Below are 21776 nucleotides of genomic sequence, written 5' to 3'. Positions count from 1 at the left end.
CGGTCTCAGGTTCAGCCCGTCGGTCTCAGGGCAGCCGCTTCGTCAGCGTGTACTCCGTGATCCCCGGCGGATAGTCGGGGACCACGCACACCACCTCGTAGCCCTGTTTGCGGTAGAAGTCCGGCGCCTGGAAGTCCCACGTCTCCAGGCGCGCGGCCCGGCAACCCCGTGACGAGTGCGCCAGATCCTCCGCCCGGGACAGCAGACGCGCCCCGAGCCCGGACCCGCGATGGCGTTCGTCGACCCAGAGGTAGGCGACATGAAGCCACGTCGCCCAGGTGTGCCCGACCAGCCCACCGGCGACCCGGTCGTCGTCCTCCAACGCCCAGACCTGGAGCGGAACTTCCCGTTCACCAGGCGTTCCGCGCAGCGAACGCAGCACGGGAGAAGCGGCCGTATTGCCCTCCCGCAGCCGTGATCGCAGGAATCGGCTACGCTCTTTGTCGACTTCTGTCTCAATACGAAACATACGGCCCACCATAAACGCGCTGGCCAATCAGTTCTGCAAATCACCTTCCGCTCCCGGCGCCCAGCCGTACTCTGATGAGCAGCACCGGTGGGGGCCGGTGCTGCTCAGGGGGCGAGACAGTCGGGTACGACGCCCGGAGTGGGGGTAGCAGTTCCAGCACGGCGGCGGCCGTGCGGACTGTGCGGTACCCCGTTTTCCGAGTCGACAGGAGGCTCGGGATCACCTCGGGCGCCGTACCCGCGACGGTCCGTCCCCCGACCAGTGGGGGTTTCAGTGGTTCGCATCCGTGTCCTGGTCGTCGACGACCACCGTATCTTCGCCGAGTCGCTCGCAGCCGCCCTGGCGGCGGAGCCCGACGTCGACGTCTCCGCGGCCGGCAGCGGCCCCGCCGCGCTGCGCTGCCTGGAGCGGGCGGTCGCGGAAGGCCGCAGATTCGACGTGCTGCTCGTCGACGCCGACCTCGGCGGCAACGTGCCGGGCGCCCGCCCCGCCGTGCCCGTGCACGACAGCAACGAAGAAGGCCTGGTCGACGGCATCTCGCTGGTGGCGGGCGTCCGTTCGGGCCAGCCCGGCGTCCGTACCGTCGTGCTCGCCGAGAAGGACGATTCGCGCCGGGCGGCACTCGCCCTGCAGGCGGGCGCCTCGGGCTGGGTCGCCAAGGACTGTTCGCTGTCCCGGCTGCTGACCGTCATCCGGGGCGTGCTGCGGGACGAGACGCACCTGCCGCCCGCCCTGCTCACCGGCGTCCTGCGTGAACTGACCGCCGCCCGCAAGCACCGCACCGAGAGCGAGCGGCTCGTGGAGTCGCTGACGCCGCGCGAGCGTGAGGTGCTGCGCTGCATGGTGGCCGGACTCGGGCGCAAGGCCGTCGCCGAGCGGCTGTTCCTCTCCCCGCACACGGTCCGCACCCACATGCAGAACGTGCTGGGGAAGCTGGGCGTGCACTCGACGCTGGCGGCCGTGGCGCTGGCCCGCCGTGCCGGGGTCGGCCCGGTCGACCTAACCCGGGATGTTGTCGAACGGGGCGGTCAACTGGCGTAGCAGACCGGCCAGTTCGCCGCGCTGGGCGCGGCTCAGTTCCGCGAGGATCGCCCGCTCCTGGTCGAGGAGTCCGGCGAGCGCCTGGTCTGCGCGGTCGCGGCCCTCCTCGGTGAGGCGCACGAGCACGCCCCGCCGGTCACTGGGGTCGGGAAGCCGCTCGACCAGGCCCTTCTTCGCGAGCCGGTCGATACGGTTCGTCATCGTGCCCGAGGTGACGAGGGTCTGGGTGAGGAGCTGACCGGGAGAGAGCTGGTAGGGGGCTCCCGCCCGCCGCAGCGAGGTGAGCACGTCGAACTCCCAGGGCTCCAGGGCGTGCTCGGCGAACGCGATCCGCCGCGCGCGGTCCAGATGCCGGGCGAGCCTGCTCACGCGGCTGAGCACCTCGAGCGGTTCCACGTCGAGGTCAGGGCGCTCCCGGCGCCACGCAGCGACCAGCCGATCGACCTCGTCCTCCATGACGATCAGTGTAGTGGTTGTGTCGACATGAAGTCTCTTGACGTGAAGTCTCTTGACGTCGAGAGAGTTACGGTGTGAGGGTGGACGCATCCCGGCCGGCGCCCGCCCGCCTCCCCGGTGGCCGCCGCCGGGACCGCGACCTCGAGGAGGACCCGATGCCCGCCACCACTCCCACCTGGGATCCGGGCCAGTACCTGCGTCACGCGGAGCACCGCGCCCGACCCTTCGCCGAGCTGCTCGACCGCGTCCCCGCCCTGCCCGGCGACCCGGCCCGCATCGCCGACCTGGGCTGCGGCCCCGGCAACGTCACCGTCCAGCTCGCCGGCCGCCGGCCGAGCGCGCACATCACCGGATACGACAACTCCCCGCAGATGCTGGCCCGGACGGACGAGTACGCGGGCCCCACGGCCGGCGGCGGACAGCTGGACTTCGCCCACGCGGACCTCACGGACTGGGTGCCCACGGAAACGTACGACCTGATCGTCTCCAACGCGGCGCTGCAGTGGGTGCCGGGGCATCTGGACGCCCTGCCCGGCTGGCTCGACGCGCTGGCCCCCGGCGGGACCTTCGCCTTCCAGGTCCCGAACAACATCGACGCGCCCCTGCACGCCCTGATGCGTGAACTCGCCACGTCCGCCCGGTGGAAGGACCGCCTGACCGGAGTCCTCCGCCGCGAGGACTCGGTCCACGCCCCGCTCGTCTACCTGGACCGGCTGGCGCGCCTCGGCTGCGAGGTGGACGTGTGGGAGACGACGTACATGCAGCTCCTGCGGGGCGACGACGCGGTCCTCGACTGGTCCAAGGGCACCGGGATGCGTCCCGTCCTCACGGCCCTCGCCGACGACCCGGAGGCCGCGGACGTCTTCACCGCCGAGTACCGCGACCTGCTCCGCACGGCCTACCCGGCGGCCCCGTACGGCACGGTCCTCCCGTTCCGCCGCCTGTTCGCGGTCGCGCGGAAGACCGCGTGACGCCATGCTCGCTGCCGTCGACCATGTCCAGCTCGCCGCCCCGCCGGGCTCCGAGGGCGCTCTGCGCACGTACTACGCCGACGCCCTCGGCATGACGGAGGTCCCCAAGCCGCCGGTGCTCGCGGCGCGCGGGGGCTGCTGGTTCGAGGCGGGGGAGGTCCGGTTGCACCTGGGAATCGAGCGGGACTTCCGTCCCGCGAAGAAGGCCCACCCGGGGCTGCGGGTCACGGGCATCGAGGCGTACGCGGCCCGCCTCACCGCATGTGGAGCGGCCGTGACCTGGGACGGTGGGCTCCCGGGGCACCGCCGCTTCTACTCCGAGGACCCCGTGGGCAACCGGCTGGAGTTCCTGGAGCCGGGCCTCAGGGCGTGCGGCCCAGGTGGGTGATGAGGATGCGGATCACGTCGTCGTCGATGACGTACAGAACCCGGTAGTCGCCGATGTGCAGGCGGCGGAGGTCGGGAGAGCCGTATGGAGTCGAACCTGCCGGACGAGGATCGTCAGCCAGCTTGTCGATGGTGTCCAGGAGAAGGGCGAGGCCGCTGGGGTCCTCCTTGAGGAACCTGGCTGCGGAGTTGAGGGCATGCGGCTCGAAGCTGATCTCGTAGGTCACTGCTGTTCGAGCCCCAGCTGCTTGCGTACCTCCGCCATGGGGATGCCGGGTCCAAGCGTCCCCTCGGCCTTGCGCCGCTGGTAGTCGGCGACCGCGAGTGCGTCTTCGAGATCCTCTATGACCTGGGGCGAGATCAGGAGCGCGGCCACATGGCCGTGATCGGTGAGGGCGATGGTCTCGCGGCCGTGCGCCGCGCGCCGGACGAGGTCGCCGAGCTGGGAACGGGCAGCGCTGATCGCAATCTCAGTCATGGACGCATTGGTACCACAAGGTTGACCTTGCGCTCTCTTGGTTTAACTCTTTCGGTGGGAAGGTGCGCGGACCCGCACATTCCCGCCGTAGCGCCTGCTAGGCCTTCCGGCGGCCTATCAGCCGCGGCTTCGCCTCCAGGCCGTCCAGGCCGTGCCACGCCAGGTTCACCAGATGGGCGGCCACCTCCGCCTTCTTCGGGCGGCGGACGTCCAGCCACCACTGGCCGGTCAGCGCGACCATGCCGACCAGGGCCTGGGCGTACAGCGGCGCGAGCTTCGGGTCGAAACCGCGGCGCTTGAACTCGCGGCCCAGGATGTCCTCCACCTGCGTCGCGATGTCCGAGATCAGGGAGGCGAAGGAGCCTGTGGACTGGGGGATCGGGGAGTCGCGGACCAGGATGCGGAAACCGTCCGTGTACTCCTCGATGTAGTCGAGGAGGGCGAAGGCCGCCTGCTCGCAGAGCTCACGCGGGTGCCCTGCCGTCAGTGAGCTCGTCACCCCGTCCAGCAGGCGCCGCATCTCACGGTCCACCACCACCGCGTACAGCCCCTCCTTGCCGCCGAAGTGCTCGTACACGACCGGCTTGGAGACGCCCGCCTTCGCCGCGATCTCCTCCACCGACGTCGCCTCGAAGCCCTTCTGGGCGAAGAGGGTGCGGCCGATCTCCAGCAACTGGGCCCGCCGCTCCGCACCGGTCATCCGGGTGCGGCGGACGCGCCGCGGCTTTTCATTGCTGGGTGTGCTGGAGTCGGCCACGCCGTCAATCATGCCGCGTCGGCGGCCTCCGCCTTGCGTCGGGCGCCCTTCCCGTCCGGGTTGCGACGGGAATCGATACGCGAGCGTGACGGCCAGCGCACGTCGTACGCCCAGCCGAGCTTCTCGAACCAGCGGATGAGCCGGGCCGAGGAGTCCACCTGCCCGCGCTCCACACCGTGCCGCGCCGACGTCGGATCCGCGTGGTGCAGGTTGTGCCACGACTCGCCGCAGGACAGCACCGCCAGCCACCACACGTTGCCCGAACGGTCACGCGACTTGAAGGGGCGCTTGCCGACCGCGTGGCAGATCGAGTTGATCGACCAGGTCACATGGTGCAGCAGCGCCACGCGCACGAGCGAGCCCCAGAAGAAGCCCGTGAACGCACCCCACCAGGACATCGTCACCAGGCCGCCGATCAGCGCCGGCAGCATGAGGGAGAGCCCCGCCCACAGGAGGAACTGGCGCGAGATCGCACGGATCGTCCGGTCCTTGATCAGGTCCGGCGCGTACTTCTCCTGTGGCGTCTGCTCCTCGTCGAACATCCAGGCGATGTGCGCCCACCACAGGCCCTTCATCAGGGCCGGCACCGTCTCACCGAAACGCCACGGCGAGTGGGGGTCGCCCTCAGCGTCGGAGAACTTGTGGTGCTTGCGGTGGTCGGCCACCCAGCGGACCAAGGGCCCCTCGACTGCCATCGAACCGGCGATCGCCAGGGCGATGCGCAGCGGACGCTTCGCCTTGAAGGCGCCGTGCGTGAAATACCGGTGGAAACCGATCGTGATGCCGTGGCAGCCCAGGTAGTAGAAGAACACCAGCAGGCCGAGGTCCAGCCAGCTCACACCCCAGCCCCAGGCCAGCGGAACCGCCGCGAGGACAGCCAGGAACGGGACGGTGATGAAGAGGAGAAGGGTGATCTGCTCGATCGAACGCTTCTTCTCGCCGCCCAGCGTGGCGGAGGTGAGCGCGGAGTCGTCGTGCGCCTTCGGGGCGTCATCGATCACATCGGAACTCGTGGTCATGGGGCGTCCCCTGTGGGGTCGAGGGTTGAGAGAGTGGCCGGTAATCGCACCCGTGGGTAGCCGAAAACAGCACCTACGGGTCCGTAACCTACGGCATCGTAAGTATGGCAGCGCGCCGCCCGGGGGCAAGAGCCCCAGAAACTGCGCGTCCGCACGGACACCTATCCTTGGTCTCGGTCGGACAGCGCGGTCCGCTCTGTTTCATTCCCGGATGCCCAGCCGCTGATGCGGCACTCGCCGCCTCGGGCCGACGGGTTCCCCTCCAGACGAGCTTCAACACTGCAAGGAGCCGCACCTGTGAGCAGTGCCGACGACCGGACCACGACCACCAGCAGTGAGCTGCGCGCCGACATCCGCCGCCTGGGCGATCTGCTGGGCGAGACCCTCGTACGCCAGGAGGGACCCGAACTCCTCGAACTGGTCGAGAAGGTCCGCCGCCTCACCCGCGAGGACGGCGAGGCCGCCGCCGAGCTGCTGCGCGGGACCGAACTGGAGACCGCGGCCAAGCTGGTCCGCGCCTTCTCCACCTACTTCCACCTGGCCAACGTCACCGAACAGGTGCACCGCGGCCGCGAGCTGCGCGCCAGACGCGCCGCCGAGGGCGGACTCCTCGCCCGTACGGCGGACCGCCTGAAGGACGCCGACCCCGAGCACCTGCGCGCGACCGTGCAGCACCTCAACGTCCGCCCGGTCTTCACCGCGCACCCCACCGAGGCGGCCAGGCGCTCCGTCCTCAACAAGCTGCGCCGCATCGCCGCCCTGCTGGAGACCCCGGTCATCGAAGCCGACCGGCGCCGGTACGACACCCGTCTGGCCGAGAACATCGACCTCGTCTGGCAGACGGACGAGCTGCGGGTCGTGCGCCCCGAACCGGCCGACGAGGCCCGCAACGCCATCTACTACCTCGACGAGCTGCACGCCGGCGCCGTCGGGGACGTCCTGGAGGACCTCACCGCCGAACTGGAGCGCGTGGGCGTCCGGCTCCCCGACGAGACCCGGCCCCTCACCTTCGGCACCTGGATCGGCGGCGACCGCGACGGCAACCCGAACGTGACACCCCAGGTCACCTGGGACGTCCTGATCCTCCAGCACGAACACGGCATCAACGACGCGCTGGAACTGATCGACGAGCTGCGCGGCTTCCTGTCGAACTCGATCCGCTACACCGGCGCCACCGAAGAGCTGCTCGCCTCCCTCCGGGCCGACCTGGAGCGGCTGCCCGAGATCAGCCCCCGCTACAAGCGCCTCAACGCCGAGGAGCCCTACCGCCTCAAGGCCACCTGCATCCGGCAGAAGCTGGAGAACACCAAGCAGCGCCTGGCCCGGGGGACCGCCCACGAGGACGGCCGCGACTACCTCGGCACCGCCGAGCTGCTGCAGGACCTCACCCTCATCCAGTCCTCACTGCGCGAGCACCGCGGCGCCCTGTTCGCCGACGGCCGCATGAACCGCACGATCCGCACCCTCGCCGCCTTCGGCCTGCAGCTCGCCACCATGGACGTACGGGAACACGCGGACGCCCACCACCACGCCCTCGGGCAGCTCTTCGACCGCCTCGGCGAGGAGTCCTGGCGCTACGAGGACATGCCCCGCGAGTACCGCCACAAGCTGCTCGCCAAGGAACTGCGCTCCCGCCGGCCCCTCGCGCCGGCCCCGGCCCCCCTGGACGCGGCAGGACAGAAGACCCTCGGCGTCTTCGAGACGGTCAAGAAGGCGCTCCGGGTCTTCGGACCCGAGGTGATCGAGTCGTACATCATCTCGATGTGCCAGGGCGCCGACGACGTGTTCGCCGCCGCCGTGCTGGCCCGCGAGGCCGGACTCCTCGACCTGCACGCCGGCTGGGCGAAGATCGGCATCGTGCCGCTCCTGGAGACGACCGACGAGCTCAAGGCCGCCGACACCATCCTCGAGGACATGCTGTCCGACCCGTCCTACCGGCGGCTCGTGGCGCTGCGCGGAGACGTGCAGGAGGTCATGCTCGGCTACTCCGACTCCTCGAAGTTCGGCGGCATCACCACCTCGCAGTGGGAGATCCACCGGGCCCAGCGCCGCCTGCGCGACGTCGCCCACCGGTACGGCGTACGGCTGCGGCTCTTCCACGGCCGCGGCGGCACCGTCGGCCGCGGCGGCGGCCCCTCGCACGACGCGATCCTCGCCCAGCCCTGGGGCACCCTGGAGGGCGAGATCAAGGTCACCGAACAGGGCGAGGTCATCTCCGACAAGTACCTCGTGCCGTCCCTGGCCCGGGAGAACCTGGAACTGACCGTCGCGGCCACCCTCCAGGCCTCCGCGCTGCACACCGCACCGCGCCAGTCCGACGAGGCACTCGCCCGCTGGGACGCCGCCATGGACGTCGTCTCCGAGTCGGCCGAGGCCGCCTACCGCCGCCTGGTCGAGGACCCCGACCTGCCGACGTACTTCCTCGCCTCCACGCCGGTCGACCAGCTCGCCGACCTGCACCTGGGCTCGCGGCCCTCCCGCCGCCCCGGCTCGGGCGTCTCGCTCGACGGCCTGCGCGCCATCCCGTGGGTCTTCGGCTGGACCCAGTCGCGGCAGATCGTGCCCGGCTGGTTCGGCGTCGGCTCCGGCCTCAAGGCACTGCGCGAGGCCGGTCTCGACAGCGTCCTGGACGAGATGCACGAGCAGTGGCACTTCTTCCGCAACTTCATCTCCAACGTCGAGATGACGCTCGCCAAGACCGATCTCAGGATCGCCCGCCACTACGTCGAGACCCTCGTCCCCGAGGAGCTCCAGCACGTCTTCGCCACCATCGAGGCCGAGCATGAGCTGACCGTCCGCGAGGTGCTGCGCATCACCGGTGAGGCCGAACTCCTCGACGCCCACCCGGTGCTCAAGCAGACCTTCACCATCCGCGACGCCTACCTGGACCCGATCTCCTACCTCCAGGTCGCCCTCCTCAAGCGCCAGCGCGACGCCGCCGCGGCCGGCTCCGAGCCGGACCCGCTGCTGTCCCGGGCCCTGCTCCTCACCGTCAACGGCGTGGCGGCGGGCCTGCGCAACACCGGCTGACCCGCACCGCCACGGCACACGAAGGCGCCTGTCCGGCCCGTACGAGCCGGACAGGCGCCTTCGCGTTCGGGGAGAAAACCTCAGAGCGCCAGGAACGCGGCCGTCACCAGCGTCAGACCCGCACCGCCCAGCACCCACGCCGGCCGGCTCAGCCGCAGCCCGCCCGCCACCACCATCGACGCGAGCATCAGCGCGCCCCCGAGTGGCACCCAGGCATAGAGAAGACCACCCGTGCCCGTGCGGACGACATCGTCGCTGCCGGGCTTCACCACGACCGCGTACGTGCGGCCCTTCTCGACGGCCACCTCACTGTCGAGCACGACCAGCTCCCGCGCCGTGGACCCCGCCGACACCGGCCGGTACGGACCCGTGCACCGGTCCTCGGCACACCGGGTGACCGTCATCGTGCCGCGCTCACGCCCCTTGGTGAGCATCACGTGCTGAGCGGTGCCCCAGGACGCCCAGACACCCGCGATCAGGATCAGCGCCGCGACCGTACCCATCGCCGCGAGCCGCCCGAACAGCAGCGCCGCGGACGCGTTCCGACGGGAGGCATGGGCAGGCATGGCGGCGATCCTTGGCCATGGCCCCGCGCCCGGTCAACTCCGGTGGGGGACAAGTCCCGCGTTGTACGGACCTTTCAACTGCCCCGGCACATCCGCCCGGCCCACCCGGGAAGCCGCACGTCACACCTCACGAGTTGTACGTCGACTGCGCCCGCTCCAGCCCCTCGATGACCAGCGCCTCCACCGCGTCCGCGGCCCGGTCCACGAAGTAGTCCAGCTCCTTGCGCTCGGCCGAGGAGAAGTCCTTCAGCACGAAATCCGCGACCTGCATACGCCCCGGCGGACGGCCGATGCCGAACCGGACCCGGTGGTAGTCCGGACCCATCGCCTTCGTCATCGACTTCAGACCGTTGTGGCCGTTGTCGCCACCGCCCAGCTTGAGCCGCAGCACCCCGTGGTCGATGTCCAGCTCGTCGTGCACGGCCACGATGTTCGCCGTCGGCACCTTGTAGAAGTCACGCAGCCCCGTCACCGGTCCGCCCGACAGGTTCATGTACGACATCGGCTTCGCCAGGATCACCCGGCGGTTCGCCGGACCCGGCGGGCCGATCCGCCCCTCGATCACCTGCGCCTGGGCCTTGCCCGCCCTCTTGAACTTCCCGCCGATCCGCCCGGCGAGGAGGTCGGCCACCATGAAGCCGACGTTGTGCCGGTTCATGGCGTAGTCGGGGCCGGGGTTGCCGAGCCCCACGATCAGCCAGGGGGCGCCTGGTTCCGTGGTCACGTCCGTGTCTCCCAAGGGTCCTTGACCAGCTGCTCTCGACCAGCGGTCGTCGATCGGCGGATACGCGCCGGCCGCCGCCCCCGGGTCCCGTCGTGACGACAGGGCCCGCAGGAGCGGCGGCCGGCGAACAGTGATCCGGTGCGGGATCAGGCCTCGGCGGACTCGTCACCCGCGGACTCGTCCGAGGGCTCCTCGGCCTGGGCGGCCAGCACCTGCAGCACGACCGCGTCCTCGTCGATGGCCAGCGTGGTGCCCTCGGGCAGCGGAATGTCCTTGGCGAGGATGGCGGCACCGGCCTCCAGGCCCTCGATGGAGACGGTGACCGACTCGGGGATGTGCGTGGCCTCGGCCTCGACGGTCAGCGTGCTGAGCACGTGCTCGAGAAGGAAGGCGCCGGGAGCCAGGTCGCCCTCGGTGTGCACGTAGACCTCGACGTTGACCTTCTCGCCGCTCTTCACCAGCAGCAGGTCGACGTGCTCGAGGAAGCCCTTGATGGCGTCACGCTGGACGGCCTTCGGGATCGCCAGCTGGGACTTGCCCTCGATGTCCAGGGTCAGCAGGACGTTCGGGGTACGCAGGGCGAGCTGCAGCTCGTGGCCCGGCAGCGTGATGTGGACCGGGTCGCCACCGTGGCCGTACACAACGGCGGGAACCTTGCTCTCACGGCGGATGCGGCGCGCGGCACCCTTGCCGAACTCGGTGCGGGTCTCGGCGGCGAGCTTGACCTCGGACATGTCACTCCTCGTAGTACAGGGGGAAGAAAGTCACCCGGCCACACCGTCGGCCTGCTACGAAGAGCGCGTCGATAACGGACCGCCGCACCAGAAGAGTGCGGCCTCCCTCGCCGAGCAACTGTGACAGCTTACGCGGCGGGGAGGCCGTACAAGAAATCGATCTACGCGGACCCCGAGGAGGCCGCGGCCGGACTCACTACTCGTCGAAGAGGCTGGTCACGGAACCGTCCTCGAAGACCTCACGCACCGCGTTCGCGATCGTCGGCGCGATCGACAGCACCGTGATCTTGTCGAGCTCCAGCTCGCCCGGCGTGGGCAGCGTGTCCGTGAAGATGAACTCGCTGACCTTCGAGTTCTTCAGACGGTCCGCGGCCGGACCGGACAGCACACCGTGCGTCGCCGTCACGATGACGTCCTCCGCGCCGTGCGCGAACAGCGCGTCCGCGGCGGCACAGATCGTGCCACCGGTGTCGATCATGTCGTCGACCAGGACACAGACCCGGCCCTCGACGTCACCGACGACCTCGTGGACCGTCACCTGGTTCGCGACGTCCTTGTCGCGCCGCTTGTGCACGATCGCGAGCGGAGCGCCCAGACGGTCGCACCAGCGGTCGGCGACGCGCACGCGGCCGGCGTCCGGCGAGACGACCGTGAGCTTGGTGCGGTCCACCTTGTGACCCACGTAGTCCGCGAGCAGCGGCAGCGAGAACAGGTGGTCCACCGGGCCGTCGAAGAAGCCCTGGATCTGGTCGGTGTGCAGATCGACCGTCAGGAGGCGGTCCGCGCCCGCCGTCTTCATCATGTCGGCGATCAGACGGGCCGAGATCGGCTCACGCCCACGGTGCTTCTTGTCCTGACGGGCGTAACCGTAGAACGGCATGATCACCGTGATGCTCCGGGCGGAGGCCCGCTTCAGAGCATCGATCATGATCAGCTGTTCCATGATCCATTTGTTGATCGGAGCCGTGTGGCTCTGGATCAGGAAGCAGTCGGCGCCACGGGCCGACTCCTCGTAGCGGACGTAGATCTCACCGTTGGCGAAGTCGAAGGCCTTCGTCGGGACGACCCCGACACCCAGCTGGTGGGCGACCTCCTCGGCAAGCTCGGGGTGGGCGCGGCCGGAGAAGAACATCATCTTCTTCTCGCCGGTCGTCTTGATCCCGGTCACAGCACTGTCTCCTCAGAGGTGTCTCAGCTGGATGTCGAGTCAGTTCTCAGATGCGGTCTCAGCTGGGTGTGCGGGTGTTCGTCTATCACGGTACGCCGAGTCCGGCCCGACGCTTTCCGGTCAGCTTTCGCCGCCCGCCTCCCGGGAGCTCGCCTCCGCCGCCTTCGCGGCCGCGCTCCCCGGACGCTTGCGGGCCACCCAGCCCTCGATATTCCGCTGCTGGCCCCGGGCCACGGCCAGCGAACCGGGCGGCACGTCCTTCGTGATCACGGACCCCGCGGCGGTGTACGCGCCGTCCCCGATGGTGACAGGCGCCACAAACATGTTGTCCGAACCCGTCTTGCAGTGCGACCCCACCGTCGTGTGGTGCTTGGCCTCGCCGTCGTAGTTCACGAAGACACTCGCGGCCCCGATGTTGGAGTGGTCGCCGATCGTCGCGTCACCCACGTACGAGAGGTGCGGGACCTTCGTGCCCTCGCCGATCGAGGCGTTCTTCGTTTCCACGTACGTACCCACCTTGGCCTTCAGCCCGAGGCGGGTGCCGGGACGGAGATACGCGTAGGGGCCCACGTTCGCCTGGGGGCCGACCTCCGCGCCGTCCGCGACCGTGTTGTCGATCCGCGCGCCCGCGCCCACCCTGGTGTCCTTCAGGCGGGTGTTGGGGCCCACCTCGGCGCCCTCGCCCAGGTGCGTGGCGCCCTGGAGCTGGGTGCCGGGGTGCACGATCGCGTCCTGCTCGAAGGTGACGGTGGCGTCGACCCACGTCGAGGCCGGGTCGACGACGGTCACGCCCGCGAGCATCGCGCGCTCCAGCAGACGGTCGTTGAGGGTGCGGCGGGCCTCCGCCAGCTGCACACGGTTGTTGATGCCGGCGATCTCGCGGTGGTCGCCCGCCACGGCGGCGCCGACGCGGTGCCCGGCCTCCCGGAGGATGCCGAGGACGTCCGTCAGGTACTCCTCGCCCTGGCTGTTGTCGGTGCGGACCTTGCCGAGCGCGTCCGCGAGCAGCTGTCCGTCGAAGGCGAACACGCCGGAGTTGATCTCACGGATCGCGCGCTGGGACTCGGAGGCGTCCTTGTGCTCGACGATCGCCGTCACCGCACCCGAGGCGCCGTCCCGGACGATACGGCCGTACCCGGTGGCGTCCGGGACCTCGGCCGTGAGCACGGTGACCGCGTTGCCGTCGTCCGTGTGCGTGGCGGCGAGCCTGCGGAGGGTCTCGCCGGTGAGCAGGGGGGTGTCCCCGCAGACGACCACGACGGTGCCGTCGACGACGCCGCCCAGTTCCTCCAGGCCCATCCGCACGGCGTGCCCCGTGCCGTTCTGCTCGGCCTGCACCGCCGTCCGGACGCCCGGAGCGGTCCCGGCGAGGTGCGCCGTGACCTTCTCGCGGGCGTGGCCCACGACGACGACGGTCTTCTCGGGGTGCCCGGGCTCCAACTCGCCCGCCGCGGCGAGCACATGGCCGACGAGGGAACGGCCGCAGATGTCGTGCAGGACCTTGGGCGTCGCCGACTTCATACGGGTGCCCTCACCCGCTGCGAGGACGACGACGGCTGCGAGCGGGGTTCCCCCTGCTCGAGCGGAGCCGAAAGCTTGGGGAAGGTTGGCGCTCACGGGTGTGCCCTTCGGCTTCGGATGACTGGGGTTGCCCTTTGGGGTGTGGACATCCGCAGGATACCGGGGCGTTTCGGGGACGACATGAGAGCGGGCCCTGACAGGGATGTCAGGGCCCGGGGGTGCGTGGCTCCCCCATCAGGATTCGAACCTGAACATACGGTACCAAAAACCGCAGTGCTGCCTGATTACACCATGGGGGATGGAACTGGGCTGAACCGGACATTGGGTCAGGTCGCCGAGTCAGCACCCAACACTATGCCGTACCAAGACCCTTCGATGCGACGGTACAAGCCGCCGAAGGCTGCAGCCCTCGCGGCGCAGGGCCATTGCCTGCCCCCGCACCCCTTCGAACTCCGCATCCCGAAGTCCGCGCACGTGCCACGTGAAAGTTCCCTGCGTGTACCGGCCGGGCGGAATGGGCGCTTCCGGTGTCGAACGGGGTGCGATTCAGCAGTTCGAGGGATTCCGGGCTGTTTCGCTTCTGTTCGATTACGCGGAGTGGTGTAGGCCAGTCCGGGAAACTCACCGGAAAAGGGGCGGGGGGCAAACGTAGGCTGGAGTCATGACCACGACGGGGGAAGACCACACCGCGGCCCTGACCGGCCCGTGGTGGTGGGGGAGGTGGCGCAGTGCGGTGCTCGACGGGAGCCTCGCACTGGTGTCGTCGGTGGAGTGCGCGATCGAGGGGTTCCCGTTCGCCGACGCGGCCGGGATACCGGTGTCGGCGGGCATGGTCTTCGGGGCGGTCGCCGGGTCCGTGCTGTTGTTCCGGCGGCGGTGGCCCATCGCCGTCGTCCTGGTGTCGATCGCCATCACGCCCGCCCAGATGGGGTTCCTCATGGGGCTCGTCGGGCTGTACACGCTGTCGGCGTCCGAGTTGCCCAGGCGGATCATCGGGGCCCTCGCGGGCATGTCGATGGTGGGGATGCTGATCGTCACGTATGTGAGGGCGCACCAGGGGATGGTGCGGGGTGATGTGGCGCTGGGGGACTGGTTCGTGCCCTTCGTGTCGATCACCACTTCCCTGGGGATGACCGCGCCGCCGCTGCTGCTCGGGTTGTACGTGGGGGCGCGGCGGCGGTTGATGGAGAGTCTGCGGGAGCGGGCCGACTCCCTGGAGCGGGAGCTGCAGCTGCTCGCGGAGCGGGCCGAGGAGCGGGCCGAGTGGGCGCGCAACGAGGAGCGGACGCGGATCGCCCGTGAGATGCACGACGTCGTCGCGCACCGGGTGTCCCTGATGGTCGTGCACGCGGCCGCGTTGCAGGCGGTGGCCCGCAAGGACCCGGAGAAGGCCGTGAAGAACGCCTCGCTCGTGGGTGACATGGGCCGTCAGGCGTTGACCGAGCTGCGGGAGATGCTCGGAGTTCTGCGTACGAAGGAGGGCGTGGTGCGGGGTGCGGGGGCCTCGTCCGCGTCGAGCGTGCCTCTCGCGGCCGTGGGTGCGGCCGCGGCGGCGGCCGCGTCCCGGGCCGTCGACGACGAGTCGGGGGACGGGCCCTGCATCGATGATCTCGACGAGCTGGTGGGGCAGTCCGCCGCCGCGGGAATGGTCGTCGACCTGTCCGTGGAGGGGGACCCGCGGGCGTATGCGGCCGTGGTGGAGCAGACGGCCTACCGCGTGGTGCAGGAGGCGTTGACGAACGTCCACAAGCACGCGGCGGGGGCGAAGACCCGGGTGCGGCTGGCGCACCGGGGGGCCGAGATCGCGATGCAGGTGGAGAACGGGGCGCCACCGGAGCCGGGGGCCGCGTCCGACGCCAGGCTGCCCAGCGGGGGGAACGGACTGCTCGGGATGAAGGAGCGGGTCGTCGGCCTCGGCGGGGTGTTCGTGTCCGGGCCGACGGACGCCGGTGGGTTCCGGGTGTCGGCGGTCATTCCCGCCGAGGGCTGAGCCGCGGCTCACGGCTTGCGGGGCCGGGCGGGTCCGTTCAGCCGGCCGTCAGGCGTACCGGTTCCCGGCCCGAGATGAGGGTGGTCAGGGCCTGGTCGATGTCCGTGCCCAGGTACCAGTCGCCCGTGTGGTCCAGGGTGTAGACGCGGCCTTCGGCGTCGATGGCCAGCAGGGCTCTGGTGTCGGTCTCCTCGCCGAGGGGGGCCACTTCGGTGCCGAGGGCCCTGCCGAGGTCGGCGAGGGTGCGGGCCATGTGCAGGCCGTGCAGTGGGTCCAGGTGCAGGGGGCACGGGGCGATCTGGCGGCCGGCGACGGTGGTGGTGATGTGGAGGCCGCCGAACTCCGCCCATGCCTCGACGGCCGCCGGGAACACGGCGTGGCGGTGGCCCGCCGGGGACTCGTGGCTGCGCAGGGCGTCGGCCCAGAACTCGGCCTGCCTTATGTCCCACCGGCCCGGTTGCCATCCGGAGGCGCGCAGCACGGCGTCGACCTGCACGGAGAAGCGGGTGGTGGAGGTGGCGGTGCGTTCGGTGTGCATCTGCCCTTCGCGATCGGTCTGAGCTGCCGCTGGGTTTCTCGGCGGGCTGCTTCGGGTGGCGCCGGTGGCGCCTTCGTGCGGGTGGGAGGCGGCTGTCAGTTCTCCTGTGCTGTCGGGTCGACGACGCGGACGCCGAAGTGGGCACTGAGCGCGGTGCAGGAGCGGCACGGTGGCGCGAAGCTGCCGTGCAGGGGGTCGCCGTCCTCGCGGATGCGGCGGGCGGTGAGTTTGGCCTGCTTGAGGGACTTGCGTGCCTCGCCGTTGGTCATGGGTTTGCGGGCGGCCCGTTTGGAGCGGGCCGCGTCGGCCGCGCTGAGGTGGCGGGAGATGAGGATCGCTTCGGCGCAGCGGCCCGTGAAGCGGTCGCGCTGGGTGCTCGTCAGTGTGTCGAGGAAGTCCCGTACCAGGGGGTGGAGGGGCGGCGGCTGGTCGCCGCGGCCCGCCGTGCCCGTGAGGGTGGCGCCTCGTACGGAGAGGGCGGCGGCGATGGTGGGCAGTATGCCGTCACGGCGGTGGAGGAGGGCCGGGGCGGTGGGCGCCTCGGTGCTGCTCCAGCCGACCCGTGGATCTCCGGACGTACCCGTCTGTGTCGCGCTCACTGTCCTGTTCCCTCCCCTGTAGAGCCTGTGTCCGCACCCCGGCCGGGCGGCGTGCACCCCGGCCGGGGTGTGGACACAGGCTCTTACCGCATCCCCCGGTGCTCGGACAGAGTGCCAAACTCCGTGGCTGGTGCGGAAGCTGGGGCGGTGCGACACGCGCGGTCTTCGTCGTACCGTCACGGCGCGATGACGGCAGGTCACGGAACCGGAGGGCCCTTGGCCGGTACGGAACCGGAGGCCCGGTGACCGGTGTCGTTCCACCGCATAGGCTGTCGACATCCGCGATCCATCAGAACGCCGCAGGGGGCAACCGCCATGACGACAGGTCGGCTCGGGCAGCAAGCCGCGCCGCCGAACGCGGCCTATGCCGGGCAGGTGGTTCACTTCCCGGACCCGGTCCGGGCGGCCCGTCACCCGAGAGGGGTACGCGTCGACGACGCCGGCCTTCCCGACTTCGCGCTCTACGCGCGGGCGGCCGCGGAGATCGCGGAGCCGCCCGAGGGGTTCGGCGTCGACGAGTTGCGGCTGACCGACTACGTGTCCGCGAACGCCGCCATGGCGGCTTCCGGCCATGACCTGTGGGACACCATTCCGGCGGTCGCCACTCCGCACGGCTGGACCTGGCACCACGTGCCGTCGACGCGGCGGCTGGAGCTCGTGCCGGTCGAGGTGAAGGCGTTGCTGCGGCACCACGGCGGGCTCGCCACGGCGGCGGTCGACCAGGAGAAGCGGGGCACCCGGCCGCTGCAGGAGACCCGGCCCGCGCACTTCGGGCTGCCGAAGGCGGCGGTGGCCGTGACCGAGCAGCAGGTGGTGGGGGTCGAGGAGGATCTCGGGTACCGGCTGCCGGGGGCGTACCGGTCCTTCCTGAAGGCCGCCGGCGGGTGCGCGCCCGTCGGGGCCGCGCTGGACGCCGAGCTGGGGCTGCTGGTCGACCAGCCGTTCTTCACCGTGCGGGACGAGGCCGCCGTCAACGACCTCGTCTACGTCAACAAGTGCCTGCGGGACCATCTCACCAAGGACTATCTGGGAGTCGGGTTCGTGCAGGGCGGGCTGCTCGCCGTGAAGGTGAAGGGTGAGCGGATCGGCTCCGTGTGGTTCTGCGCGTACGACGACGCCCGTGACCAGGACGCGTGGCCGCCCGCGGAACGCGTACAGCGGCTGCTGTTGCCCTGTGGTGACGACTTCGATCAGTTCCTGTCCCGGCTCGCGGGCAATCCGCCCGAGCTGGAGACGGTGGCGAACCTGATGGTGGACGGCGGCTTCGCGCGGGCCGTGCCGGTGTCCGCCGTGTCTTCGGTGGGGGAGTGAGCGTCCGATGGTGACCTTCGCGCAGGCGCAGGAGCGCGCGGAAGAGTGGATCAACGGGGATCTGCCCGGCTACCAGCACCGTGAGGTGCGGGTCCGGGAGTTCGACCTCGGGTTCGTGGTGTGGGCGGAGGACCGGGCCGACGGTCCGCGGTCCGACGGCGGCGCCCAGCGGCTCGTCATCGCCCGTGACAGCGGGGAGGCCACGCTGTGGCCCTCGCTGCCGGTCGGCGAGGTGATCCGCCGTTACGAGGAGGAGTACGGGTTGTCGGACCCGGTGTCCGACGCGACGCCGGCGCCTCCCGCGCGCGTCGACCTCAATCAGACGTCGTTCCTGCTCACGCCGCCGGAGTGGCTCCAGGAGGCCGCGGACCGGATGGGTGTCCCGGATCGCCGGGACAGGACGTCCGGTGGTACGTCCGAGGGGGCCGGGTCCCGGCCCGCTGCCGCCGTCAGCGACGCCGTTCCGTCCGCGGGCGCCACCCCGCCCGTCGATGCCACCCCGATCGGCCACGCCACCCCGCCCGTCGACGCGGCCCGTGCCGGTCAGGGCGGCGCCGGGGGCGGGAGCTCGATGCCCGAGACGCTGCCGGGGCCTCCCGCCGGTCCGTCGGCGGCGTCCGGTGCGGGGGCACCCGCCGCTCCGGGCGGGAGCACGGCATGGCCCGCCGCCGCCGGTGACGCGTCCGCCGGATCCGGAGTGCCCGCCGACGCCACTCCGTGGGCCGGTACCGACACCAACGCGGAGCCGGGGGACGACCGTTCCGTGCCGTTGCCCACGACGGTGTACGCCCCGCAGATAAGGGATGTGGGGGACGACACCACGCCGCCCACGCCCGAGGCCAGGACCAAGCTGATCTCCGGTGGAAGCCGGCTGCCGAGTACGGCCGTCGCGCCCGCGGTGGACGAGCAGGCCCCGCCGCCCTTCCCGCAGGGTCCGGGGGCACAGGGCCCCGCGCCGCAGGGGGCGGGTGCGCCGGGCACGCCGCCGCCCGCGCCCTCCTCGTACGGCCATCCGCAGAACGCCGGGCCCGGCACGCCGCCTCCCGGTGCCCCCGCCTACGGCTATCCGCAGGGCGCCCCGCAGCCGCCCGCCGCTTCCGACGCACCGCGGCAGCCTGCTCCTTCGGGTGCGGCCGGCCGGCCGCTGCCGCCCAACGCCGGTGACATCGCCGACGCCGCGACCAGCAAGGCACAGGCTCCGCCGCGTGGCGCGCGGGGTGCGGTCTCGCCCGGTACGCCGCCGCCTCCCGGCGCCCCCGGTACGCCGGGCGCGCGGCCGAGCGGCCCGGCTCCGGCGTCCGGTCCGGGTGCGCCCGGCGCTCCGGCCGGCGGGTACGTACCGACGCAACTCGTCTCGCAGCTCGGCCCCGACGGGCCCGAGGGTCACACGGGTCAAGCGGGTCCGGGAGCACCGGGCCGGCCGGCCGGCCCCGGCACTCCGCAGGCTCCCGGTGCTCCCGGTGCGCCGGGTGGTCCGGGTGCGCCCGGTGGTCCTCCTGGTGCTCCGGGTGGTACGCCGCCCGGTGGTGTTCACCATGCGGCGACGATGCTGGCCGGTCCGGCGGTGGGTGGTCCTGGTGCTCCGCAGCCTCCGGGCGCTCCCGGTGCGCCGGGTGCGCCGGGTGGTCCGGGTGCGCCCGGTGGTACGCCGCCCGGTGGGGTCCATCATGCGGCGACGATGCTGGCCGGTCCGCCGGTCGGTGGTCCGGGCACGGCTCCTCCGCCGCCCCCGGCTCCCGGTGCGCCGGGGATGCCGCCCGGCGCTCACGGAGCTCCCGGCATGCCGCCCCCCGCTCCGCACGCGCCCGGCCAGCAGCCCTTCCCGGGCCAGCCGATGCCGGGCCGGCCCTTCCCCGGCCAGCCCGTGCCGGGTCAGCAGCCCCCGGCCTACGGCTACCCCCAGCAGGCTCCGCCCACGGTCGGCCCCGGCTACCAGGCGGTTCTGCGCTACCGCGCCCAGGACGGCAGCGAGCAGCAGCTGATCCGGCGGTCCGCGCCGGGCACCCCGCACCCGGAGTGGCAGATCCTGCACGAGCTGCGCGCGATGAACGTGCCGCCGCAGCAGGTGCTGGAGCTGCACACGGAGCTGGAGTCCTGCGAGCTGCCGGGCGCGTACTGCGCCCGGATGATCCGGGAGAGCTGGCCGCAGGCGCGGATCACGAGCATCGCCTCGTACGGCACCGACCATGCGAGCCGTCAGCAGGGCATGGCCCAACTGCTCGCGCACCAGGGCGAGTTGCACCAGGTCGCGGACGGCCCGGCGAGGCCCGGTCCCGTACGGGCGCCGTTGCTGCCGGTGCAGTCCGCGCCGCCGATCCCGCCGGAGGCGATCGGGCAGGAGCTGGCGGCGGCGTTCGGGCCGGGCCTGTTCCGGTTCGACCAGGCCGCCGTGTCCCGGCAGGGTGTACCGCCGATCGTGGCCCACACCCTGGTGGTGGCCGGGCTGCCCGTCGACATGAACCCGTTCTTCTGGGCGCAGGCCCAGCCGGGCCGTCCGGTGCCGACGCTCGCCGAACTGGCGCAGGAGCGTGGCGTGCAGCCGAGTGCCGACGCGGGCTCGTACCTCGTCATGGGCAGTGACTTCGGCAAGGCGATCTGTGTCCAGTACGGGACGGCGAACATCGTGGCCGTGCCGGTGGAGGCGGGGCCGGGCGGCGCTTCCGTACCGCCGCAGTTCGTGAACACGGGGCTGCCCGAGTTCGCGCGCAGCCTCGCCCTGCTGGGGCGGATGTGGCGTCTGCGCTTCGGGCTCAACCAGGAGCAGGCGGGCCGCTGGACCGTCGACTTCCAGGCGCAGCTGGCCGCGATCGACCCGGCGGCTCTCGGGTCGCCGGAGAGCTGGTGGTCGGTCCTGCTGGAGCAGATGTGGGACGGCCTGCTCTGACGGAGCGTCAGAGCGCCGAGCCCGTGCGGCGGCGACGAGTGTGAGGGCCCGGCCCGGTCGACAGACCGGGCCGGGCCTTTTCCGTGGTGCCCCGGCTGGAGCCCCTGCCGGAGGCCCTCCGGGAGGTATGCGCGGAGTGTCGCGTTATGAACACTTCCGTCTGATCCACCAAGATGTGCGGCACATCATGGCGTACGTCGTACGCCGAAGTCGTACGCCAGAGGGGATTCGAGGATGAGCAGCGCATCGGTGTCGTCTCATGGCTTCGAGGCGGTACGGGGGCGTGGTTACCGTCCCGACCAGGTCGACGCGTACGCCTCGGCGCTCTCGGCGGGGCGTGACGCCGCGTGGGAGCGGGCCGCCCGGCTGACCGTGCTGGCCAGGGAGATGGAGTCCGAGGCGCTGCGGCTGCGCGAGGTCGTGCGGGGGCTCGCCCCCCAGACGTACGAGTCGCTCGGCGACCGGGCCCGCCGACTGTTCGAGCTGGGTGAGGAGGAGGCCGCCGCGGTCCGCGAGAGCGCGCGCCGGGAGGCGCGCCGAGTCGTGGAGGAGGCGGAGGCGGCGGCCGGGCGGGTGCGTGCGGACGCGCGTGCGGCCGCCGACGAGGTGCGCGGCGAGGCCGACGAGCGGGCCCGGCACCGGCTGCTGGCCGCGCAGGCCGAGGCCGACGAGATGCGGATCTCCGCGCGGTGCGAGGTGAAGGAGGGCCGCGGTGAGGCGCTGGCCGCGCTGCGCGAGACACGGCGGCGCGCCGAGGCCCTGCTCGCCGAGCAGGAGAAGGAGCACACCGAGCGCTGGGAGAGGGCCGCGTGCGAGACCGCCGAGCGTGAGGCCGCCCTCGACGCGCGCCACGAGGAACTCGTCGCGCGCGCCGAGGAGGATCTGGCCGCGGCCGGGCGGGCATTGGCCGAGGCCCAGGAATCGGCCCGTCACCTCCAGGAGGACGCGGAGGCCCGCGCCGCCGAACTCCTCGCCGAGGCCGGGGTCCGCGAGGAACGCGTCGCCCGCGAGACCGAACGCGTCCTGCGCGAACACAGCGAGGAGTGGGACGAGGTGCAGGCCCACATGGACCACGTACGCAGCAGTCTCGCCGCGCTGACGGGGCGGGCGGCGGCGGAGTAGTCCTTGCGGGT

The 21776-nt window shown here is 71.5% G+C and carries 21 protein-coding genes and 1 tRNA gene; 8 read left to right on the top strand and 14 right to left on the bottom strand.

What is annotated here, in order from left to right; all coding sequences use genetic code 11:
- Positions 1 to 25: 25 nt before the first annotated feature.
- Positions 26 to 481, bottom strand: a complete 456-nt coding sequence (locus KUF83_RS01355) for a GNAT family N-acetyltransferase (RefSeq protein WP_217452663.1) — start codon at positions 479 to 481, stop codon at positions 26 to 28.
- 261 nt (positions 482 to 742) lie between these two features.
- Between KUF83_RS01355 and KUF83_RS01350 the strand changes: the two genes are divergently transcribed.
- Positions 743 to 1510: a response regulator transcription factor gene (locus tag KUF83_RS01350; RefSeq protein WP_217452616.1), complete on the top strand. Its 768-nt coding sequence runs from the start codon at positions 743 to 745 to the stop codon at positions 1508 to 1510.
- Here the strand turns inward: KUF83_RS01350 and KUF83_RS01345 are convergent.
- Positions 1469 to 1966: a MarR family winged helix-turn-helix transcriptional regulator gene (locus tag KUF83_RS01345; protein ID WP_189775043.1), complete on the bottom strand. Its 498-nt coding sequence runs from the start codon at positions 1964 to 1966 to the stop codon at positions 1469 to 1471. The two genes, KUF83_RS01350 and KUF83_RS01345, sit on opposite strands and share 42 nt — an antisense overlap.
- Before the next feature lie 155 nt (positions 1967 to 2121).
- Here KUF83_RS01345 and KUF83_RS01340 point away from each other — a divergent pair, with 155 nt between their 5' ends.
- Both KUF83_RS01340 and KUF83_RS01335 read left to right on the top strand, forming a co-directional pair.
- Positions 2122 to 2937: a trans-aconitate 2-methyltransferase gene (locus tag KUF83_RS01340; RefSeq protein WP_217452662.1), complete on the top strand. Its 816-nt coding sequence runs from the start codon at positions 2122 to 2124 to the stop codon at positions 2935 to 2937.
- A gap of 4 nt (positions 2938 to 2941) precedes the next feature.
- The gene (locus tag KUF83_RS01335) at positions 2942 to 3325 is read left to right on the top strand and encodes a VOC family protein (RefSeq protein WP_217452615.1); all 384 of its coding nucleotides are present in this window, start codon (positions 2942 to 2944) and stop codon (positions 3323 to 3325) included.
- Here KUF83_RS01335 and KUF83_RS01330 read toward each other — a convergent pair.
- The 4 genes from KUF83_RS01330 to KUF83_RS01315 all read right to left on the bottom strand — a co-directional run bounded on the left by KUF83_RS01330 (position 3300) and on the right by KUF83_RS01315 (position 5578).
- Positions 3300 to 3551: a type II toxin-antitoxin system RelE/ParE family toxin gene (locus KUF83_RS01330; RefSeq protein WP_217452614.1), complete on the bottom strand. Its 252-nt coding sequence runs from the start codon at positions 3549 to 3551 to the stop codon at positions 3300 to 3302. The two genes, KUF83_RS01335 and KUF83_RS01330, sit on opposite strands and share 26 nt — an antisense overlap.
- Positions 3548 to 3802, bottom strand: a complete 255-nt coding sequence (locus KUF83_RS01325; protein ID WP_217452613.1) for a type II toxin-antitoxin system Phd/YefM family antitoxin — start codon at positions 3800 to 3802, stop codon at positions 3548 to 3550. The genes KUF83_RS01330 and KUF83_RS01325 overlap by 4 nt, the downstream gene beginning before the upstream one ends.
- Positions 3803 to 3899: 97 nt before the next feature.
- Positions 3900 to 4571 carry a TetR/AcrR family transcriptional regulator gene (locus tag KUF83_RS01320; RefSeq protein WP_217452612.1) on the bottom strand — a complete coding sequence of 224 codons (672 nt, stop codon included), beginning with the start codon at positions 4569 to 4571 and terminating at the stop codon, positions 3900 to 3902.
- Positions 4568 to 5578 carry a fatty acid desaturase gene (locus KUF83_RS01315; protein ID WP_217452611.1) on the bottom strand — a complete coding sequence of 337 codons (1011 nt, stop codon included), beginning with the start codon at positions 5576 to 5578 and terminating at the stop codon, positions 4568 to 4570. The genes KUF83_RS01320 and KUF83_RS01315 overlap by 4 nt, the downstream gene beginning before the upstream one ends.
- A gap of 297 nt (positions 5579 to 5875) precedes the next feature.
- On the opposite strand from KUF83_RS01315, the gene ppc reads away from it, so the two are divergent.
- Positions 5876 to 8608 carry a phosphoenolpyruvate carboxylase gene (gene ppc, locus KUF83_RS01310; RefSeq protein ID WP_217452610.1) on the top strand — a complete coding sequence of 911 codons (2733 nt, stop codon included), beginning with the start codon at positions 5876 to 5878 and terminating at the stop codon, positions 8606 to 8608.
- A gap of 80 nt (positions 8609 to 8688) precedes the next feature.
- Here ppc and KUF83_RS01305 read toward each other — a convergent pair whose 3' ends face one another.
- The 6 genes from KUF83_RS01305 to KUF83_RS01280 form a co-directional block, all read right to left on the bottom strand.
- A complete protein-coding gene (locus KUF83_RS01305; RefSeq protein WP_217452609.1) occupies positions 8689 to 9174 on the bottom strand; it encodes a hypothetical protein in 486 nt (161 codons plus the stop codon).
- A gap of 127 nt (positions 9175 to 9301) precedes the next feature.
- On the bottom strand, positions 9302 to 9898 hold the full coding sequence (gene pth, locus KUF83_RS01300; RefSeq protein ID WP_217452608.1) for an aminoacyl-tRNA hydrolase: 597 nt from the start codon (positions 9896 to 9898) through the stop codon (positions 9302 to 9304).
- Positions 9899 to 10044: 146 nt separating this feature from the next.
- Positions 10045 to 10632 (bottom strand): 50S ribosomal protein L25/general stress protein Ctc, encoded by a 588-nt coding sequence (locus tag KUF83_RS01295; RefSeq protein WP_217452607.1) that lies wholly within the window; start codon positions 10630 to 10632, stop codon positions 10045 to 10047.
- A gap of 196 nt (positions 10633 to 10828) precedes the next feature.
- Positions 10829 to 11800, bottom strand: a complete 972-nt coding sequence (locus tag KUF83_RS01290; protein ID WP_200396421.1) for a ribose-phosphate diphosphokinase — start codon at positions 11798 to 11800, stop codon at positions 10829 to 10831.
- Between the two features lie 120 nt (positions 11801 to 11920).
- Complete coding sequence (glmU, locus tag KUF83_RS01285) at positions 11921 to 13417, bottom strand: bifunctional UDP-N-acetylglucosamine diphosphorylase/glucosamine-1-phosphate N-acetyltransferase GlmU (RefSeq protein ID WP_217452606.1); 1497 nt, start codon at positions 13415 to 13417, stop codon at positions 11921 to 11923.
- 127 nt (positions 13418 to 13544) lie between these two features.
- Positions 13545 to 13620 (bottom strand) — tRNA-Gln (locus KUF83_RS01280).
- Between the two features lie 362 nt (positions 13621 to 13982).
- On the opposite strand from KUF83_RS01280, the gene KUF83_RS01275 reads away from it, so the two are divergent.
- Positions 13983 to 15311 carry a sensor histidine kinase gene (locus KUF83_RS01275; protein WP_217452605.1) on the top strand — a complete coding sequence of 443 codons (1329 nt, stop codon included), beginning with the start codon at positions 13983 to 13985 and terminating at the stop codon, positions 15309 to 15311.
- A 37-nt stretch (positions 15312 to 15348) separates the two neighbouring features.
- Here KUF83_RS01275 and KUF83_RS01270 read toward each other — a convergent pair whose 3' ends face one another.
- Both KUF83_RS01270 and KUF83_RS01265 read right to left on the bottom strand, forming a co-directional pair.
- Positions 15349 to 15849: an SUKH-3 domain-containing protein gene (locus KUF83_RS01270; RefSeq protein ID WP_217452604.1), complete on the bottom strand. Its 501-nt coding sequence runs from the start codon at positions 15847 to 15849 to the stop codon at positions 15349 to 15351.
- 95 nt (positions 15850 to 15944) lie between these two features.
- The gene (locus KUF83_RS01265; RefSeq protein ID WP_217452603.1) at positions 15945 to 16448 is read right to left on the bottom strand and encodes a YwqJ-related putative deaminase; all 504 of its coding nucleotides are present in this window, start codon (positions 16446 to 16448) and stop codon (positions 15945 to 15947) included.
- Between the two features lie 315 nt (positions 16449 to 16763).
- Between KUF83_RS01265 and KUF83_RS01260 the strand changes: the two genes are divergently transcribed.
- The 3 genes from KUF83_RS01260 to KUF83_RS01250 all read left to right on the top strand — a co-directional run bounded on the left by KUF83_RS01260 (position 16764) and on the right by KUF83_RS01250 (position 21765).
- Positions 16764 to 17759: an SMI1/KNR4 family protein gene (locus tag KUF83_RS01260; protein WP_217452602.1), complete on the top strand. Its 996-nt coding sequence runs from the start codon at positions 16764 to 16766 to the stop codon at positions 17757 to 17759.
- 7 nt (positions 17760 to 17766) lie between these two features.
- Positions 17767 to 20643, top strand: a complete 2877-nt coding sequence (locus tag KUF83_RS01255; protein WP_217452601.1) for an SUKH-4 family immunity protein — start codon at positions 17767 to 17769, stop codon at positions 20641 to 20643.
- Positions 20644 to 20877: 234 nt separating this feature from the next.
- Positions 20878 to 21765: a cellulose-binding protein gene (locus KUF83_RS01250; RefSeq protein ID WP_217452600.1), complete on the top strand. Its 888-nt coding sequence runs from the start codon at positions 20878 to 20880 to the stop codon at positions 21763 to 21765.
- Positions 21766 to 21776 lie beyond the last annotated feature (11 nt).

The sequence above is a fragment of the Streptomyces sp. BV286 genome (assembly GCF_019090165.1).
GTDB lineage: Bacteria > Actinomycetota > Actinomycetes > Streptomycetales > Streptomycetaceae > Streptomyces.
This window is presented reverse-complemented; position numbering and strand designations above follow the sequence as displayed.